This window comes from Lentiprolixibacter aurantiacus (assembly GCF_026241225.1).
GTDB lineage: Bacteria > Bacteroidota > Bacteroidia > Flavobacteriales > Flavobacteriaceae > Lentiprolixibacter > Lentiprolixibacter aurantiacus.
This window is the reverse complement of the sequence record NZ_JAPFQP010000001.1, coordinates 832,170-848,567: the sequence shown is the minus strand read 5'-3', so window position 1 is coordinate 848,567 and position 16,398 is coordinate 832,170. Positions and strand designations below refer to the sequence as shown.

The following is a 16,398-nucleotide window of genomic DNA, read 5'->3' as shown; positions in this document are numbered from 1 at the left end:
AGAATTGTATCTTTTAGGTAGAAAAAGTATCCCCTAATGAAGCAATCCCTATTCCTGTTTTTCCTAATTAGCCTTCCTCTCACTGGTTTTACACAGGAACTAAATGGTATTGAGTTACTGGATAAGGCAATAGCGTATCACGATCCCCAAAATCAATGGAAATCATTTAATGGATCATTCCTGATCACCATGCAGAGCCCGAACAGACCGCTAAGGAAAAGCAAAATAACCCTGGATTTACCGAAATCCTATTTCCGACTGGCTGTAGAGCGGGATGGAATAAGCACATCCTATTTGCTGGAAGGAAATAACTGCAGTTTATCTCTGAACGGGCGTAAAGACTTCAGCCCCGAAGAAGCAAAGGCCAACCAGCTTAATTGTGAACGGGCAACCCTGATGAAAGATTATTACACCTACCTCTATGGTCTGCCAATGAAACTCCGGGATCCAGGTACCCGGCTGCACCCTGTTGTCCTGAATAAGAAATTCAAGGGCAAGGAATACCTGGTCCTGAAGGTTACTTACGATAAAGAGGTTGGGGAAGACAGCTGGTACTTCTATTTTGATCCGGAAACCTATGCCATGGAAGTCTACCAGTTCTTTCACAACGAATCCCTGAATGACGGGGAATACATCCTACTGAGCGGTGAGGAAACCATTCAGGGAATCCGCATGCCCAAAGTAAGGGCCTGGTATTATAATAAAGACAACACCTATCTGGGAACAGACACACTCATACCTGAATGATTCCTTTAAAATTGCTTTCCTGAAATCCGTTTAAAATGATCTGAGTCATTATTACAGGGGCAACTGACCAATATCATAGGTTGAAATTCTTGCGTTCCTTACATTAGCCACAGTTCAATGCCATGAACTATAAGGAATTCGAATTTTAAATCCAGTATCATGAAAAAATTTATTGTTGGTTTATTTGTTCTTGGCCTTACCAGCCCCTTATTTTCACAGGTAGTGAAAACAGAAGAATTATCAGAAGTCGTCGTTATGGCGGTGAATTACAAGTATTTGAATCAAGTTGATAATACTGAAGCTGCCATTCCTGTTAAAATGCTGGAACGCAAAGCAGCAGCATACGACGTAACCGTTCAGGACTACTATCAGGATGATTTCGATTTCTACACCGTTTCATTCTATATCCCCGATGGAAAGCTTGTAGCCGTTTATGACTCTGAAGGAAAAATCATCAGGACTATTGAAAAATTTAACAATGTCAACTTACCAGATGCTGTTAAAAAATCAGTTCTGAAAAGATATCCAAACTGGAGTATTGTAAAAGATGTTTATCGTGTTTCTTACGCCGAAACCAAAGGTGCCAAGAAAACCTATAAACTTAAACTGAAAAATGGCGACAAGATACTGAGGATTAAAATGAACGAAGACGGAGAATTCCTGTAATTGGTAACCTATTAAGCATAGCATAATCGCTATAGCTGTATTGTGGGAACGAAAGGTTCCGCCCGGTTCGGGTGGGACCTTTTGTTTTTACCGATAGAAATTCATCTCATCCATATACTTCCATACACGGTCCGGAAGCATGGGACGTATGTTCTTTCCCGCCTTATGCTGCTTGCGGATAAATGTGGAAGAGATCTCCATAATCGGGGCGTTCACCTGGTGAATGCCCTCATGTCCCTTGAACTGATCCGGCAACCGCCCATCCGAAACCCTCGGGTACACATACAATTCATGGTTATCTAAAATCACTTCGTAGTTCTTCCATTTATGGAAGGTCTTGAGGTTGTCCTCCCCCATGATCAGGCAGAACCTGTGGTCTGCGCCGTATTGTTCCCCCAGATGAACCAGGGTGTTGACCGTGTAGTTGGGTTGTGGTAGCGAGAATTCTACCTTGCTGGCCTTGAGCTTCGGGTAATCCTCAATGGCTTCAAAAACCATCTGAAACCGGTGATGATCATCCAGCAGGGATTGTTTCTGTTTGAACGGACTGCGAGGCGTTATTACAAACCATACCTCATCCAGGTCAGAGAACTCTACCATATAATTAGCAATCACCAAATGGCCAATATGTATGGGGTTGAAAGTTCCGAAATAGAGCCCGACTTTTTTCATAATCCTCTTCGCTTAACCGCAATTATTTCAGTTAGCGGATTTATCCTCTCCTGATTTGGGAACTGCCCCTACAAATTCCGCTACCAGCTGGTGGGCTTCCTTCAGCGCTACATCCAGGTCGTAATTTTTAATGATCCTGTCGAATTGAGGAGCTGTAGCCAGTTCTACAGAAGCCTTGGCTATACGCATGTTGATCTTCTCATCGCTTTCGGTGCTCCGCTTTTTTAACCGTATCTTAAGCTCATCCACACTGGGTGGTTTCACAAAAACCGCCAGGGTCTTTTCCGGGAATTTCCTCTTGATACGCAATCCTCCGGCCACATCAATATCAAAAATCACATTCTTACCCTCTTGCCAAAGGCGCTCCACCTCACTGATCAGCGTCCCATAGAAATTATCCCGGTAAACCTCTTCCCATTCCAGGAAGTCTCCCTGTTTGATATGGTTCTTGAATTCGGATATTGACATAAAGTAGTAGTGCTCCCCGTGTTTTTCCTTTCCCCTCCTTGGCCTGCTTGTTGCCGAGACCGAAAAGGCCAGGTTGAGCTCAGGTTGCTCCAGCAGGTAACGCACAATTGTGGTCTTACCACTGCCTGAAGGCGCTGAAAAAATGATAAGCTTTCCCCCTTCCATTAAAGCACGTTTAGCATTTGTTCCTTTATTTTTTCCAGTTCGTCCTTCATTTGAACCACCAGCTGTTGCATAGGAGCATAATTGGCCTTAGACCCAATAGTATTGATCTCCCGCCCAATCTCCTGACTTATGAAGCCCAGTTTTTTTCCATTAGACCCGGCAGCAGCCATGGTAGTGAGAAAATAATCCAGATGGTTCGCCAGGCGCACCTTCTCTTCGGTAATATCATACTTTTCCAGGTAATAGATGAGTTCCTGCTCAAATCGATTGGCATCCACTTCTACCTGCAAGTCGGCCACAGCCTTCTCCAGTCGTTCCCTTATGGTAGCCAGTCGATCTGTATCCATGGCAGATACCTTTTCCAGCAGTGATTTCAACTCATTTATCCTGCCGTTAAAATCCTGCTCCAGAACACTGCCTTCTTCCGTCCGGAAACGGTCAATTTCTTCAAGGGCAGCATCCAGGGCCTGCTGTATGGCGCGGTACTCATCTTCATCTACTTCTCCCCTTTCAGTTTTCAAAGCGTCTGGCAGCCTCAGGGCCATTTCCAGCAATTTGATGTCTTCCCCGGGGACTATTTCGGACAACTGGTTCATGTATCCCTTTACCACACCATTATTGATCTGAGAACTGGTCTCCTCACCTGTTATTTCCACATACAACCCCAGATCAATCTTTCCACGTTTCAGAACTCCGGCAACTTTCTGCCGCAGGGCCAGTTCCTTCTCCCGATAGGCGGAGGGCATGCGGGCGTTCATATCCAGGTTTCGGCTATTCAGTGATTTGATTTCCACCGTTATCTTCTTTTCAGGGAGTTGGATCACGTGTTTCCCGAAACCGGTCATCGATTGGATCATAGATCAAATAATTTGGCTAAAGTTAGTTAAAAATGGCCTTATCCTTTAGGATTACCGTCCTTGTCAAAATGTTGTGCCAACTTCCCCTCACACAAGATTACACCACTGGTAAGCCCAAAAACCATGGCAACGACATTGGCAATAATGGCCTCCCTGATATCAAAAAACCAAAATGCAAAAGCCGATATCAGGAACAAAAAGAATCCCGTTCTGATAAACATGTCCGGACCTATTTGATTTGCAAAATCCCAGGTTTGCTGATTTTTCATGCTCCTTTGGGTGCGGTAGCCATAAAAGTAATTGATGTTTTTTGGCGGGAACCTTCGCCATAGAATTCCCATAATCACGATTAAAATAGGTGGCGTAGTATTTGCCAGGAACAACAACCAATCCATACTAGTTACCTAATATTCTTTTGAGCATTTCCGGGTCAATATCACCCCCGGCAAAATCATCAAAAGTTTTTTGAGTAGCTTCAATGATATGGTCCTGGATGAATTTAGCTCCCTCACGGGCCCCCTGCTCCGGGCTTTTAATACAGCACTCCCACTCCATTACGGCCCAGACATCGCATCCGTACTGGGTAAGTTTGGAGAAAATAGATTTAAAATCGATCTGCCCGTCCCCCGGGGAACGGTAGCGGCCAGCCCGGTCTCCCCAGTCGTTATATCCTCCAAAAGCGCCTTTCTTGCCAGTTGGGTTGAATTCTGAATCCTTTACATGAAAAGCACGGATAAATTCATGATAATGGTCAATATAGGTGATGTAGTCCAGCTGCTGGAGCACGAAGTGGCTGGGGTCGTATAAAATATTAACCCGCTTATGGTTGCCTGTGGCCTCCAGGAAACGTTCAAAGGTGTCCCCGTCGTGCAGGTCCTCTCCGGGATGTATTTCGTAACACACGTCTACCCCTTCCTCATCGAAATGGTTTAATATCGGAAGCCATCTTTTGGCGAGTTCCTCAAAGCCCATTTCTACCAGGCCAGGCGGGCGCTGCGGCCAGGGATGCCAGGTGTGCCAGAGCAGGGCCCCTGAAAAGGTGGCGTGGGCTTTAATCCCGAGGCGCCTGCTTGCCGTGGCCGCCTTTTTAACCACCTCAACAGCCCATTCGGTACGTGCTTTTGGGTTGTTTTTCAAGGCATCAGGCGCAAAATTGTCGAACATCAGGTCATAGGCAGGGTGAACCGCTACTAGTTGTCCCTGCAGGTGGGTTGATAACTCCGTTATTTCCAGTCCATACGAATTGATCCTACCCTTGAGCTCATCGCAGTAATCCTGACTCTCTGCCGCCTTATTCAGGTCGATCAGAAAATGCTCCCAGGTGGGTATCTGTATGCCTTTGTAGCCCAGATCAGCGGCCCACTGGCACATACCGTCCAGGGAATTAAACGGGGGATTCTTATCTACAAATTGGGCTAGAAATACGGCCGGACCTTTTATTGTTTTCATATATCGGGCTTGGTTTTTTCAGTTATTCATATGGCTGTTCAGTTTCAGAATAATACCCTATATTTATTGAAATTATTGGGATTTTTATCCTTGCAGGAGCTAAAGCTAAATATAGGAAATACCCAAGAATTAAAACAGTGATCGTGAAGAATCAGCCTGGCTTATCGGCTATATCAGGCGACTATCGCCAGGAGATGCTCAGCACAATTTCTGAGACTTACGATCATTTTGTCCCAATGATACCTAAAAAACCTGCCAATGGATAACGCATCTGCCCGGAATATGTGGGGTGATTTTCTGGACACCCACCTGGAGTACGCTTTTGCCGAAGAGCCGCGTGTTGAACGCTTCTTTGACAACGAAAAAGACTGTCAGGCGAGCATTAAATTAGTGCTTTCAGGTACTAAAAGGGCTACCTCACATTCCCTGCTTGGATTACAGCTCAGGGGGGAACGCCTTCCTAAAATTGGAGATTTTACGGTGCTAACCGACTGGAATGGCAAGGCGCGGTGTATAGTGAGAACCGCGGGGGTAAAACTCAAACCCTTCTTTAGTATCCCCGGATCCTATGCCAAACTCGAAGGGGAGGGAGATAAATCCCTTGAATACTGGAAAAAAATGCATTGGGAATTTTACAAGCGTGAACTGGAACCCTTTGGAAGGGAGCCCCGGGAAAGTATGATTGTGGTTTGTGAGGTATTTGAAAAGGTCTTTCCTGCTTAATCCTCCTGCATCCCAACCCTGCTTGTCAGAATTAATCCATATCTACCCAGACATTCCCCGCTTTATGTGAAGCAACTGTGGCTTCAATAAAAGTCATCCCCCTTACTCCATCTGTCATTGTCGGAAATTCCCCATCATTGTAGTCTTCCCCCCTGATGGCGCGGGCAGCACCCAGGTAAATATTGGCCATGGCATCAAAAATACCCTCGGGGTGACCCGGAGGAAGCTTAGTGCCGTCAAGGGAAAGCTTTGAATTGTATGCATGACCGGGTTTATATATCCGTACCGGATCCGTGTCTGTTATTTTGTACAGGAAATTAGGTCGTTCCTGTTCCCATCGCAAGGCTGCTTTATCCCCATAAATACTGATAGCTAGGCCATTTTCCTCCCCAGTAGCCACCTGGCTGCTCCGGATTACCCCTTTTACATGTTGCCCAAGCCGGATCAACACAGTCCCATCAACATCCATCTGATTGTCGTCATAGAGGTAATTAAAGTCACACAAAAGGGATTTTACCTGCAGGCCGGTAGTATATTCAACCATATTAAAAGCGTGCACACCAATATCTCCCATGCAGGAACTGATGCCGGCTTTTTTAGGATTCAGCCGCCAGACCCTGGAACGTTCCTCGGGATCATGTATTACCGAATTGATCCAGCCCTGGTAATACCGGGCATCAACCTTGTGGATTTTTCCCAGCTCCCCGGCCCTGATCATTTCACGCATTTGGCGGACCATGGGATATCCGGTATAGGTATGGGTTAGTGCAAAAACAGTCCCGGCCTTCTCATGGGCCTTCTGAAGTAACCTGGCTTCCCCGAGAGTGGTGGTCATGGGCTTCTCACATATGACATGGAAGCCGTTGTCCAGCAATTTTTTAGCCATGGGAAAGTGGAGAAAATTAGGGGTAAGCACGGAACATACCTGAATCCGTTCCGAAGGCAGAAGTTTCATTTCTTCCTCTATTAGGGTATCGAAATCCCTGTATATGCGGTTTGTAGGGATATCGATCTGCCTGGCAAAGGAAAGGCTTTGTTCGTGATCCGCATTAAACACGGCACCAACGATCTCATAATTATCGTTGATAAATGATGCTACCCGGTGCAATACTCCAATTAAAGAGTCGCCTCCTCCACCTATTATTCCAAGTCTTATTTTTTCCGGCATTTTACCTTTTCTTATTCGTTAGGAGTTATATACTATTTTTTCATTTTTAAAAAACAGAACAAACAATAGGGAAACAACCAGAGCGAAAATCGCAGGGAACATCCATATATCTGGCCAATCGTGAACGTTTTCTGCAGACGCATAGTAGTCGGTTATCTTCCCGGCTATCCAAAACCCGATTAACATACCCAATCCGTAGGTTGCGAGGGTAATCAGCCCCTGTGCTGCACTTTTATACTTATTACCGGCTTTTGCATCGGTATAGATCTGTCCGGAAACAAAGAAAAAGTCGTAACAAATACCATGAAGGGCAATACCTATAAGCAACATGAATGCCAATTCATCAGCATTCCCATAGGCAAACAACAGGTAGCGTAATATCCATGCCAGCATACCAAAGAGGATTGTTTTCTTAAATCCAAAGCGCGCAAAAAACCAGGGAAGCAACAACATGAAGATAACCTCCGAAACCTGTCCTATGGTCATCTTTCCTGCCGGATTACCTAGTTTGATCTCCCCGAGAAACTGACCTGCATGCTGGTAATAAAACGCAAGAGGAATACAGATAAGGATAGACGCGATAAAAAAAATCAGAAAATTCCTGTCTTTCAATAATTTAAGCGCGTCCAACCCGAGGATGCCGGAAATAGAGATTCGTTCCGAACGGTTTGCCCCGGGAGGGGTCTTTGGAAGTGTAAAACTGAAAACTCCCAGAATTGCCGAGGCAACAGCGGTCATCAAAAAAGTATTCCGAAGCATCCCCTGAGCCACATTTTCCTCCGAATCCCAATGAAAGACATAACTGATAACCAGGCCCGCCACGATCCATCCCACAGTGCCAAAAACCCGGATTATGGCAAATTGATTGGCCGGATTATCCATTTGATTAAAGGAAACCGAATTTACCAGGGCCAGCGTTGGCATGTAAATAATCATATAACCCAGGATGTAGGGGTAGAAAACCAAAAACTCGTTTGCATTAGCCATCTGGTACATCAGGATAGCACCAACAAGATGCAGGAACCCCAATATGCGTTCAGCGTTGAAGTAACGGTCTGCGATCAGTCCAATGATGAAGGGGGCAATAATCGCTCCCCAGGATTGAGTGGAATAGGCCAGGGCAATTTCTGCTCCTGAAGATTCCAATGTATTGGGCAAATAAATCCCCATGGTCACAAACCAGCCGCCCCAGATAAAAAACTCGAGGAACATCATAAGCGACAACTGAAACTTAACAACTGATTTCATGGGTTGCCTTACTTAACGTTTGTATATGATGTAATCCATGGGCAAGGGTTCAATACCATTAGCCCTGAAAACAGCAGATATCTGAGCCCTGTGGTGGGTAGAATGATTAATGATATGAAAGAGTATGTCCTGCAGGGAATTGCTGTAGCGTTGCCCTTCCGTGCTCTCGTAATCTATCCTTTTTTCAAAATTCTCTGTATTGGTAATGATTTCAAAGGAATTGCGCTGGTTTTCATAATGCAGTTCACCCCAGTTCTGTGTTTCGTGAAGCTGCCATACCTGATTTTCAGCAGAAACTCCAAGCATACGGGCATTCCAGATGTGATGGGCATTCAGAATATGACTGAATAATCGGACAACATCATCGGGAACTGCTTTCAGTTCCAAACAGGTCCCGATTAGCTTTTTGTTACATTGGAAATTGTAATCAAAAAGCTGGTTGAAGAATGCTTTCATCTTTGCCCTTTATGGTTTATTGAAGCATCTTGGCCTCACGCAGGATCAGGTCTCGAGTAGCAATAATCCCTTCTTCCTCACTCAATTCATTTCCTTCATATTCCACACCAATAAAACCTGAATACCCAGCACTTTTCACAATCTGCAGCATTTTACCATAATCTATATCAGTTTCATTGCCCGCTTCGTCAAAATTGTGTGATTTGGCACTTACAGCCTTGGCAAAAGGCATTAATTCTTCCACCCCTTTGTACATGTCATACATCTCCGCACAGCCTTTGCTGTAGTCTGAAGGGTCATTGCGACGGATGCAGAAATTGCCAAAATCGGGAAGGGTCCCGCAATTTTCCATATTTACAGTGCTCATTACTTCGGCCAACAACGTAGCATCGGAAGAAAGCCCTCCATGATTCTCAACAATTATATTGATGTTCTTATCCTTCGCATAGGTGGCCAGTTGAGTAAGTCCATCCACTGCATTGGGAACCCATTCTGCGGGGTCGGTACTGCCAGAAAGATTGACCCGAATGGAATGGCAGCCCAGGCCTGCGGCAGCATCAACCCATTTAAAGTGGTTTTCCACTGCGCTTTTTCTTTCTTCCGCATCCGAAGTGGCAAGGTCGCCCTGCCCATCTATCATAATAATAAGGTTGGTCAATCCGTATTTTTCAGCCTCGGCATTGGAGCGCGCCACAAAATTGTTCATAGCCTCTTCAGAAAAACCTGCAGCTTCCAGTTCTTTGTTATACAGCTGGCTAACATACTCCAGGCCTGTGAATCCCCATCCATGGGCTTTCTCTGCAAAGGAGTAAGGATCTGTACCATCCCAGATCATCCTGTGAATGGACCACTGCGCCAGGGATAGGGGGAATTCTGTTTGTTCCTGCATAGCAACTTCTTCAGTTTCGGGCGTCTCAGACGTTTCCTTCTTCTTCTCCTGTTTACAGGAAAAAGAAAGCGTCATCACTAGCGCAAGCATAAAAACCATACTGGTGTTAAATGGATTGTGTTTCATGTTATATAAAGGTTATAGTTAATCCGGAAATACAGCCCCTTCAGCATGCCAAATAAAAGACCTTTAGCTCTTGGGGGATACCTCTAAATGTAGAAAAATAATTTTATATTTAGGATCCCTTTACGGAAAAAGCGAAACACTTTCATGAGCAAATTTTATTACAATGAAGAGCAGGCGTCTTATGACGCCATTGTTGTTGGTACGGGTATTAGTGGAGGCTGGGCCGCCAAGGAATTATGTGAAAATGGACTGAACACTTTAGTGCTGGAAAGAGGCCCAATGGTAGAGCACATCAAAGACTACCGCACTGCCAATATGGACCCCTGGGACTTCGAGAATGGAGGTTCTTTAAGGCGGGAAGATGAGGCCAAACAACTGAAGCAGGCAAGGACCGGATACACTACCAGGGCTGCTCACAATCATTTCTTTGTAAACGACCTCGAACACCCTTATAATGAGATTAAGCGATTCGACTGGATCCGTGGTTACCATGTGGGAGGCCGGTCCATCACCTGGGGCCGTCACAGTTATCGCTGGAGTGAGCTGGACTTCGAAGCCAACAAATTAGAAGGCATCGCAATAGACTGGCCGGTTCGGTATAAGGACATTGCTCCCTGGTACGACAAGGTGGAGTCGTATATTGGAGTTACCGGGGAAAAGCTCGGCTTGCCACAACTGCCGGACGGACAGTTTGAACCCATGATAGAACTCAACTGCCTGGAGCAACACATAAGGGAAAGGTTACTGGAGCAATACGATGATCGTTTCCTTACCTCTGGTCGAGTTGCCCATATCAACAGCGATAAGAAATTTGAAGGCCGCAACCGCTGCCAGTTCAGAAACCGATGCATGCGCGGTTGTCCTTTTGGGGCTTATTTCAGCAGCAATTCCTCTACACTTCCAGCAGCAGAACGCACAGGTAATCTTACGCTTCGACCGGATTCAATTGTCCATGAAGTCATCTATGACCCTGATACTAAAAAAGCTACAGGAGTTAAGGTGATTGACAGGGAGACTAAAGAGCAATTTGAGTTCAAGGCCAAAGTAGTCTTCCTTTGTGCATCGGCCATTGCCTCAACCTCAATCCTGATGCAATCCAAATCGGACCGGTTCCCCAACGGGATGGGCAACGACTCGGATCAGCTGGGTCGAAATATTATGGACCACCATCTTGATGCAGGTGCCTCCGGAAAGTATGATGGATTTGAGGATAAATATTACAAAGGACGCCGGCCAGGTGGAATTTACCTGCCCCGTTTCAGGAACCTGGGAGGTAAATCGGATACCCCCGAATTTATTCGCGGGTATGGATACCAGGGATCAGCAACCCGCGGCAACTGGGAGGATACAATAGCCGAGGTGTCTTATGGCAAGGGACTTAAAGAGGCTATTCTGAAACCCGGGGGCTGGGAGTTCGGTATGAGTGGTTTCGGTGAAGTTTTGCCGTACGAAGATAACCGCATGACGCTGGATTACGACAAACTGGATGGTTGGGGCCTGCCTACCGTAACCTTCGACGCAGAATTACGAGATAATGAGTGGAAAATGCGGAAAGACATGAAAGAGCAGGCCGCAGAAATGCTAATAAAGGCTGGCTTACGCGATGTGGAAACCTATGACAAACCCGTAGCTCTCGGCTTGGGAATTCATGAAATGGGGACCGCCCGGATGGGCAGGGATCCAAAAACATCCGTATTGAACGGATACAATCAAATCCATGCCGTTAAAAATGTCTATGTAACGGATGGCGCCTTTATGACGTCTGCATCATGTGTCAATCCATCGCTTACCTACATGGCGTTTACCGCAAGAGCTGCTAATCATGCGGCTGAACAATTAAAAAAAGGGTTACTCTAATGGACAGAAGAAAAGCACTTAAGAATATGGGACTGGCAATGGGTTACACTGTAGCTACACCTGCAGTAATGAGCCTGCTCAACAATTGCAAAACAGAGTCAGCGGCCAGCTGGACACCCCGGTTTTTCAGTCCTGGAGAGGGTAATGTACTTACGCATATAGTAGACATACTATTGCCGAAAACGGACACTCCTTCAGCCTCCGAAGTGAATGTACATATCTTTATTGATCGGTACCTTGACGAGGTTATGCCACTGGAACAGCAGGGTTTTATCCGCATGTTGATGGGGAAATTTACAGGATCAGCCCTCCGGGCTTCGGGTAAGGAAGATCCTTCAGACCTGGATAGTGATGATATTGAACCCATACTGGCTTCTGCCCTGAAAGTGCCTGATCCGGAAAAAGAAAAAGCCAACGAGGAAGCTTTGGCAGCCTATATGGCGGCCAGGTCAAAAGGAGAAACCGCCGACCTGGCCGAAGAGGTAGCCAATGCCAACCTGGCCAAATCACTTCGCAGTTTCAGTATCTGGTCCTACAAAAACACTGAATATGTAGGTGAAAAAGTCCTGCCATATGCTCCCGTTCCCGGAGTTAATATTGCTTGCGGAGACCTGAATGAACTGACCGGCGGCAAAGTCTGGTCACCACAAATGTAGACCACTGAAAAGTCCCCGGGTTTGGTAAAATAATGGGTAGATTACCATTGTACAATTACACTTTATGGCCTATCAGGGTTTTTCTCTCTATTTAGAATAATACTTCCGGGAAACCCTTTTTGAAATCTAAAAACACCTTGCATCCGTATATATTTACAGATGTTCCTCCTATAACTGTCTGATATGGATCATTATCTTGTTCTTCTTAGCATTTATGCGGCCCTTTTGGCATTATCCTTTTTTGTGCTCAGACCGTATTTCAAAGATTGAAGTGCTCTTAACTTCTGTCTTTTGCCACTACCAGTTTTGCCAGACCGTATCCTTGCCCCCCTGTTATGGAATCTGTGAACCCCTTTAAAAATAAAACACCCCGGCAAGAGTCCATTTTGTAAAATATGGATCCCTCCTGGGTGTTTCCCGATCAATAAACACTAAACTTTAGGAGATCCCCGGGGATCTCTTTAGCTGAAGCGACAGCTTATGACCCGCACATCAGGCAATCATCATCTGCCTGTCCTTCTTTTGCTCTGGCTATCAATGCTTTCATCTCTTCTGGAGACATAGGTTCCACGTCCACTTCGGCTCCTTTAACAGGAGATGTCTCAACCTTGATGTCAGTAGGAGCCTTTGGAGAAGCAGCAGCTACTTCAGCCTCCGCTGCCACACTAACCGGAACTTCTTTTTTCTTGGTATTATCAAGCGTAAACTTGATGGCATCAACCGCAGCTTTAGTCCTCAGGTAGTACATCCCGGTTTTCAATCCGCTCTTCCAGGCATAGAAATGCATGGAGGTTAACTTGGCATAATTGGCGTTTTCCATGAACAGGTTAAGAGACTGACTCTGGTCAATGAAATAACCCCGTTGTCTGGACATATCGATAATGTCTTTCATGCTCAGTTCCCAAACAGTCTTGTACAGCTCCCTGATATCTTCTGGAATAACATCGATATGTTGAATAGAACCGTTGGCCCTCATGAGTTCCTGCTTCATATTCTCATTCCATAGGCCAAGCTTAACCAGGTCTTCCAGTAGGTGCTTGTTCACTACGATGAATTCTCCTGAAAGTACCCTGCGGGTATAGATGTTTGAGGTATAAGGCTCAAAACACTCATTGTTGCCCAGGATCTGGGAGGTAGAAGCTGTTGGCATAGGAGCCACCAGCAGGGAATTGCGCACCCCGTGCTTTTTAACATTGTTCCTGAGTTTACCCCAATCCCAGCGTCCTGAGAGCTCTTCATCTTTTATTCCCCACAGGTTGTGCTGGAATTTGCCATCTGCAATAGGTGATCCCTTGAATGTGGAATAGGGTCCTTCGTCCTTGGCAAGTTCCATTGAGGCGGTTACCGCAGCAAAATACAAGGTCTCAAAAATTTCCTGGTTAAGCTGTTTGGCCTCATCAGATGTGAAAGGAAGTCGCAACTGTATAAAGGTATCTGCTAATCCCTGTACACCGAGCCCTATAGGACGATGGCGCATATTGGAATTTTCGGCTTCTTTAACCGGGTAATAATTACGGTCAATTACCCTGTTCAGGTTCTTGGTAACACGCTTGGTTACCTTGAATAATTCCCGGTGGTCAAATTCCCCGTTCTTCACGAACATGGGCAGGGCAATTGAAGCCAGGTTGCATACTGCTATCTCATCCTTGGAAGTATATTCCAGTATTTCCGTACACAGGTTAGAGGAACGGATGGTTCCCAGGTTTTGCTGATTGCTTTTGCGGTTGGCAGCATCCTTGTAAAGCATGTAAGGCGTGCCCGTTTCGATCTGAGATTCCAGTATCTTCTCCCAAAGATCTCTTGCCTTGATTGTTTTACGACCTTTTCCTTCTGCCTCGTATTGCGTATAGAGTTTTTCAAATTCTTCGCTATGGGTTGAGAACAATCCCGGGCATTCGTTCGGACACATCAATGTCCACTCCCCATCGGCTTCAACACGCTTCATGAAAAGATCCGGAATCCACATGGCGTAGAATAAGTCGCGAGCGCGCATTTCCTCTTTGCCGTGGTTCTTTTTCAGCTCCAGGAAATCGAAAATATCGGCATGCCATGGTTCCACGTATATGGCAAAGCTACCTTTTCGCTTTCCACCGCCCTGGTCTACATACCGGGCTGTATCATTATAAACCCGGAGCATGGGAACAATCCCATTGGAGGTTCCATTGGTTCCGGCGATGTAGGATCCAGTTGCCCGGATATTGTGTATAGACAATCCTATACCTCCTGCCGATTGTGATATTTTAGCGGTTTGCTTCAATGTATCGTAGATCCCGTCGATACTATCATCCCGCATAGCTAAAAGGAAACAGGAAGACATCTGTGGCTTTGGTGTCCCGGAATTGAATAAAGTTGGCGTAGCATGTGTAAAATACTTCTTGGACATCAGCTCGTAGGTCTCAACGGCAGCATCGAGGTCGTTGAGGTGGATACCAACAGCAACCCGCATCAGCATATGCTGTGGCCGTTCCGCAATTTTGCCATTTAGTTTGAGCAGATACGAGCGTTCCAGGGTTTTAAAGCCGAAATAATCGTAGCCAAAATCACGGTTGTAGATAATAGTAGAATCCAGTGTTTCTGCATTATCCATGACCACCTTGTACACCTCATCTGAAAGCAGGGGAGCTTTTTTCCCGGTTCTTGGGTTTACATATTCGTAGAGATCCTTCATGGTTTCCGAGAAGGATTTCTTGGTGTTCTTATGCAGGTTCGAAACGGATATACGGGCAGCCAGTTTGGCATAATCCGGATGGGCAGTTGTTAATGTTGCCGCAATTTCGGCCGCCAGGTTGTCCAGTTCTGAAGTGGTTACCCCGTCGTAGAGGCCCTCTATTACCCGCATGGCCACCTTAACCGGGTCTACCAGACCGTTAAGCCCATAACATAGTTTTCTTACTCGGGCCGTGATCTTGTCGAACATTACCGGCTCTTTTCTTCCGTCTCGTTTTACTACAAACATTTGCTACAATTCTTTAGTGTTCTCTTGGTTTGATTAGTGTTAAAAAGTTTAACATCTCATTTTTAGGCAAAGCAAAACCCCAGAAAAATTGGGGTTGCTTTTAACGTACTTTCCTAGAAGTCTGCGTCGAAGCTGATCTTCTGGGAGTCAGTGTCCTTTTCCTTGTTCAATACGCCCGCCTTTTGGTACTCGGACACACGCTTTTCAAAGAAATTGGTTTTCCCCTGCAGGGAAATCATATCCATAAAGTCAAATGGATTGGTGGCATTGTATACCTTGTCGCATTCCAGTTCTACCAGCAACCTGTCTGTAACAAACTCCAGGTACTGGGTCATCAACTTGGCATTCATACCAATCAGGCTTACAGGAAGGGACTCAGTGATGAACTCCCGTTCAATGTTAAGGGCATCAACAATAATTTCAGTAATGCGCTCCTTGGGCACCTTGTTTATCAGGTGTTTATTGTGAACATGCACGGCAAAATCGCAATGCATTCCCTCATCGCGGGAAATCAATTCGTTGGAGAAGGTAAGACCTGGCATCAGACCTCTTTTCTTCAGCCAGAAGATGGAACAAAAGGCTCCGGAGAAAAAGATTCCTTCTACTGCAGCGAAAGCAATAAGTCTTTCCGCAAAACTCGGGGACTCAATCCACCTCAAAGCCCAGTCGGCTTTTTTCTTAATTGCCTCGAAATTCTCAATCGCCTTGAAAAGAACATTTTTTTCCTTTTCGTCCTTTACATAAGTGTCTATCAGCAGAGAGTAAGTCTCACTATGGATATTCTCCATCATAATCTGGAAGCCATAGAAGAATTTAGCTTCCGAATACTGCACTTCATTCACGAAATTCTCCGCGAGATTTTCGTTTACAATTCCATCTGAAGCTGCAAAAAAGGCCAGTATGTGCTTTATAAAGTAACGCTCATCGTCATTTAACTTATTGTTCCAGTCCGACAAATCCTGGTGTAAATCTATTTCCTCAGCAGTCCAAAAACAGGCCTCGCATTTTTTATACCACTCCCAAAGATCATGGTGTTCAATAGGAAATATTACGAATCGGTCCTTGTTTTCCTGCAAAATGGGTTCAACAGCTGCTGACATATGCTTTAATTTTTTGGTATTAATGTTGGGTGAAAACTACTAGCGAGTTGGGCTAACAAATATTTAAAAATGTTACCAAATTGTAAAGCCTGTTTCAGTAAATCAGTCCCAAAGTTTTTAACACGCTATGTTGAAATCTAAGCTCGGCACAGTCATAGATTGCCTTTCCGGAACATCATAACTTTTATGGGAATT

16 protein-coding genes are annotated in these 16,398 nt (G+C 45.4%); 5 read left to right on the top strand and 11 right to left on the bottom strand.

Annotated features, from left to right (window positions below):
• The first annotated feature begins 36 nt into the window (after positions 1-36).
• Both OO016_RS03765 and OO016_RS03760 read left to right on the top strand, forming a co-directional pair.
• Complete coding sequence (locus OO016_RS03765) at positions 37-747, top strand: DUF6503 family protein (RefSeq protein WP_266010954.1); 711 nt, start codon at positions 37-39, stop codon at positions 745-747.
• A gap of 159 nt (positions 748-906) precedes the next feature.
• Positions 907-1,413 (top strand): nicotinate-nucleotide adenylyltransferase, encoded by a 507-nt coding sequence (locus OO016_RS03760; protein ID WP_266010953.1) that lies wholly within the window; start codon positions 907-909, stop codon positions 1,411-1,413.
• A gap of 87 nt (positions 1,414-1,500) precedes the next feature.
• Here the strand turns inward: OO016_RS03760 and nadD are convergent, their stop codons facing one another.
• Genes nadD through OO016_RS03735 form a run of 5 tightly spaced genes read right to left on the bottom strand, consistent with a single transcriptional unit; the run spans position 1,501 to position 5,024 of the window.
• The gene (gene nadD, locus OO016_RS03755) at positions 1,501-2,085 is read right to left on the bottom strand and encodes a nicotinate (nicotinamide) nucleotide adenylyltransferase (protein ID WP_266010952.1); all 585 of its coding nucleotides are present in this window, start codon (positions 2,083-2,085) and stop codon (positions 1,501-1,503) included.
• A 27-nt stretch (positions 2,086-2,112) separates the two neighbouring features.
• Positions 2,113-2,718, bottom strand: a complete 606-nt coding sequence (gmk, locus tag OO016_RS03750) for a guanylate kinase (RefSeq protein ID WP_266010951.1) — start codon at positions 2,716-2,718, stop codon at positions 2,113-2,115.
• Entirely contained in the window at positions 2,718-3,575 is an 858-nt protein-coding gene (locus tag OO016_RS03745) for a YicC/YloC family endoribonuclease (RefSeq protein WP_266010950.1), read from the bottom strand. Before OO016_RS03745 ends, gmk begins: the two co-directional genes overlap by 1 nt.
• A gap of 38 nt (positions 3,576-3,613) precedes the next feature.
• Entirely contained in the window at positions 3,614-3,916 is a 303-nt protein-coding gene (locus OO016_RS03740) for an SdpI family protein (protein WP_266010949.1), read from the bottom strand.
• A gap of 55 nt (positions 3,917-3,971) precedes the next feature.
• A complete protein-coding gene (locus tag OO016_RS03735; protein WP_266010948.1) occupies positions 3,972-5,024 on the bottom strand; it encodes a sugar phosphate isomerase/epimerase family protein in 1,053 nt (350 codons plus the stop codon).
• Between the two features lie 258 nt (positions 5,025-5,282).
• Here OO016_RS03735 and OO016_RS03730 point away from each other — a divergent pair, with 258 nt between their 5' ends.
• Complete coding sequence (locus OO016_RS03730; protein WP_266010947.1) at positions 5,283-5,747, top strand: ASCH domain-containing protein; 465 nt, start codon at positions 5,283-5,285, stop codon at positions 5,745-5,747.
• A 31-nt stretch (positions 5,748-5,778) separates the two neighbouring features.
• On the opposite strand, the gene OO016_RS03725 is transcribed toward OO016_RS03730, so the two are convergent.
• The 4 genes from OO016_RS03725 to OO016_RS03710 are packed head-to-tail and all read right to left on the bottom strand — an operon-like array spanning position 5,779 to position 9,634.
• Positions 5,779-6,915: a Gfo/Idh/MocA family protein gene (locus OO016_RS03725; RefSeq protein ID WP_266010945.1), complete on the bottom strand. Its 1,137-nt coding sequence runs from the start codon at positions 6,913-6,915 to the stop codon at positions 5,779-5,781.
• A gap of 18 nt (positions 6,916-6,933) precedes the next feature.
• Positions 6,934-8,163: a nucleoside permease gene (locus OO016_RS03720; protein WP_266010943.1), complete on the bottom strand. Its 1,230-nt coding sequence runs from the start codon at positions 8,161-8,163 to the stop codon at positions 6,934-6,936.
• A gap of 12 nt (positions 8,164-8,175) precedes the next feature.
• Positions 8,176-8,619 carry a DinB family protein gene (locus OO016_RS03715; protein ID WP_266010941.1) on the bottom strand — a complete coding sequence of 148 codons (444 nt, stop codon included), beginning with the start codon at positions 8,617-8,619 and terminating at the stop codon, positions 8,176-8,178.
• A 16-nt stretch (positions 8,620-8,635) separates the two neighbouring features.
• A complete protein-coding gene (locus OO016_RS03710; protein WP_266010939.1) occupies positions 8,636-9,634 on the bottom strand; it encodes a sugar phosphate isomerase/epimerase family protein in 999 nt (332 codons plus the stop codon).
• A 144-nt stretch (positions 9,635-9,778) separates the two neighbouring features.
• Here OO016_RS03710 and OO016_RS03705 point away from each other — a divergent pair, with 144 nt between their 5' ends.
• Both OO016_RS03705 and OO016_RS03700 read left to right on the top strand, forming a co-directional pair.
• Positions 9,779-11,491, top strand: a complete 1,713-nt coding sequence (locus OO016_RS03705; protein ID WP_266010937.1) for a GMC oxidoreductase — start codon at positions 9,779-9,781, stop codon at positions 11,489-11,491.
• Complete coding sequence (locus OO016_RS03700; protein ID WP_266010935.1) at positions 11,491-12,147, top strand: gluconate 2-dehydrogenase subunit 3 family protein; 657 nt, start codon at positions 11,491-11,493, stop codon at positions 12,145-12,147. The genes OO016_RS03705 and OO016_RS03700 overlap by 1 nt, the downstream gene beginning before the upstream one ends.
• A 478-nt stretch (positions 12,148-12,625) precedes the next feature.
• Here OO016_RS03700 and OO016_RS03695 read toward each other — a convergent pair whose 3' ends face one another.
• A complete protein-coding gene (locus OO016_RS03695) occupies positions 12,626-15,103 on the bottom strand; it encodes a ribonucleoside-diphosphate reductase subunit alpha (protein ID WP_266010933.1) in 2,478 nt (825 codons plus the stop codon).
• A 113-nt stretch (positions 15,104-15,216) separates the two neighbouring features.
• Complete coding sequence (locus tag OO016_RS03690; protein WP_266010931.1) at positions 15,217-16,203, bottom strand: ribonucleotide-diphosphate reductase subunit beta; 987 nt, start codon at positions 16,201-16,203, stop codon at positions 15,217-15,219.
• Positions 16,204-16,398: the final 195 nt, after the last annotated feature.

Bases quoted from the DNA above. Each gene is read 5' to 3' on its own strand.
- OO016_RS03765 (WP_266010954.1), top strand. From the start codon at position 37: ATGAAGCAATCCCTATTCCTGTTTTTCCTAATTAGCCTTCCTCTCACT.
- OO016_RS03760 (WP_266010953.1), top strand. From the start codon at position 907: ATGAAAAAATTTATTGTTGGTTTATTTGTTCTTGGCCTTACCAGCCCC.
- nadD (WP_266010952.1), bottom strand. From the start codon at position 2,085: ATGAAAAAAGTCGGGCTCTATTTCGGAACTTTCAACCCCATACATATT.
- gmk (WP_266010951.1), bottom strand. From the start codon at position 2,718: ATGGAAGGGGGAAAGCTTATCATTTTTTCAGCGCCTTCAGGCAGTGGT.
- OO016_RS03745 (WP_266010950.1), bottom strand. From the start codon at position 3,575: ATGATCCAATCGATGACCGGTTTCGGGAAACACGTGATCCAACTCCCT.
- OO016_RS03740 (WP_266010949.1), bottom strand. From the start codon at position 3,916: ATGGGAATTCTATGGCGAAGGTTCCCGCCAAAAAACATCAATTACTTT.
- OO016_RS03735 (WP_266010948.1), bottom strand. From the start codon at position 5,024: ATGAAAACAATAAAAGGTCCGGCCGTATTTCTAGCCCAATTTGTAGAT.
- OO016_RS03730 (WP_266010947.1), top strand. From the start codon at position 5,283: ATGGATAACGCATCTGCCCGGAATATGTGGGGTGATTTTCTGGACACC.
- OO016_RS03725 (WP_266010945.1), bottom strand. From the start codon at position 6,915: ATGCCGGAAAAAATAAGACTTGGAATAATAGGTGGAGGAGGCGACTCT.
- OO016_RS03720 (WP_266010943.1), bottom strand. From the start codon at position 8,163: ATGAAATCAGTTGTTAAGTTTCAGTTGTCGCTTATGATGTTCCTCGAG.
- OO016_RS03715 (WP_266010941.1), bottom strand. From the start codon at position 8,619: ATGAAAGCATTCTTCAACCAGCTTTTTGATTACAATTTCCAATGTAAC.
- OO016_RS03710 (WP_266010939.1), bottom strand. From the start codon at position 9,634: ATGAAACACAATCCATTTAACACCAGTATGGTTTTTATGCTTGCGCTA.
- OO016_RS03705 (WP_266010937.1), top strand. From the start codon at position 9,779: ATGAGCAAATTTTATTACAATGAAGAGCAGGCGTCTTATGACGCCATT.
- OO016_RS03700 (WP_266010935.1), top strand. From the start codon at position 11,491: ATGGACAGAAGAAAAGCACTTAAGAATATGGGACTGGCAATGGGTTAC.
- OO016_RS03695 (WP_266010933.1), bottom strand. From the start codon at position 15,103: ATGTTTGTAGTAAAACGAGACGGAAGAAAAGAGCCGGTAATGTTCGAC.
- OO016_RS03690 (WP_266010931.1), bottom strand. From the start codon at position 16,203: ATGTCAGCAGCTGTTGAACCCATTTTGCAGGAAAACAAGGACCGATTC.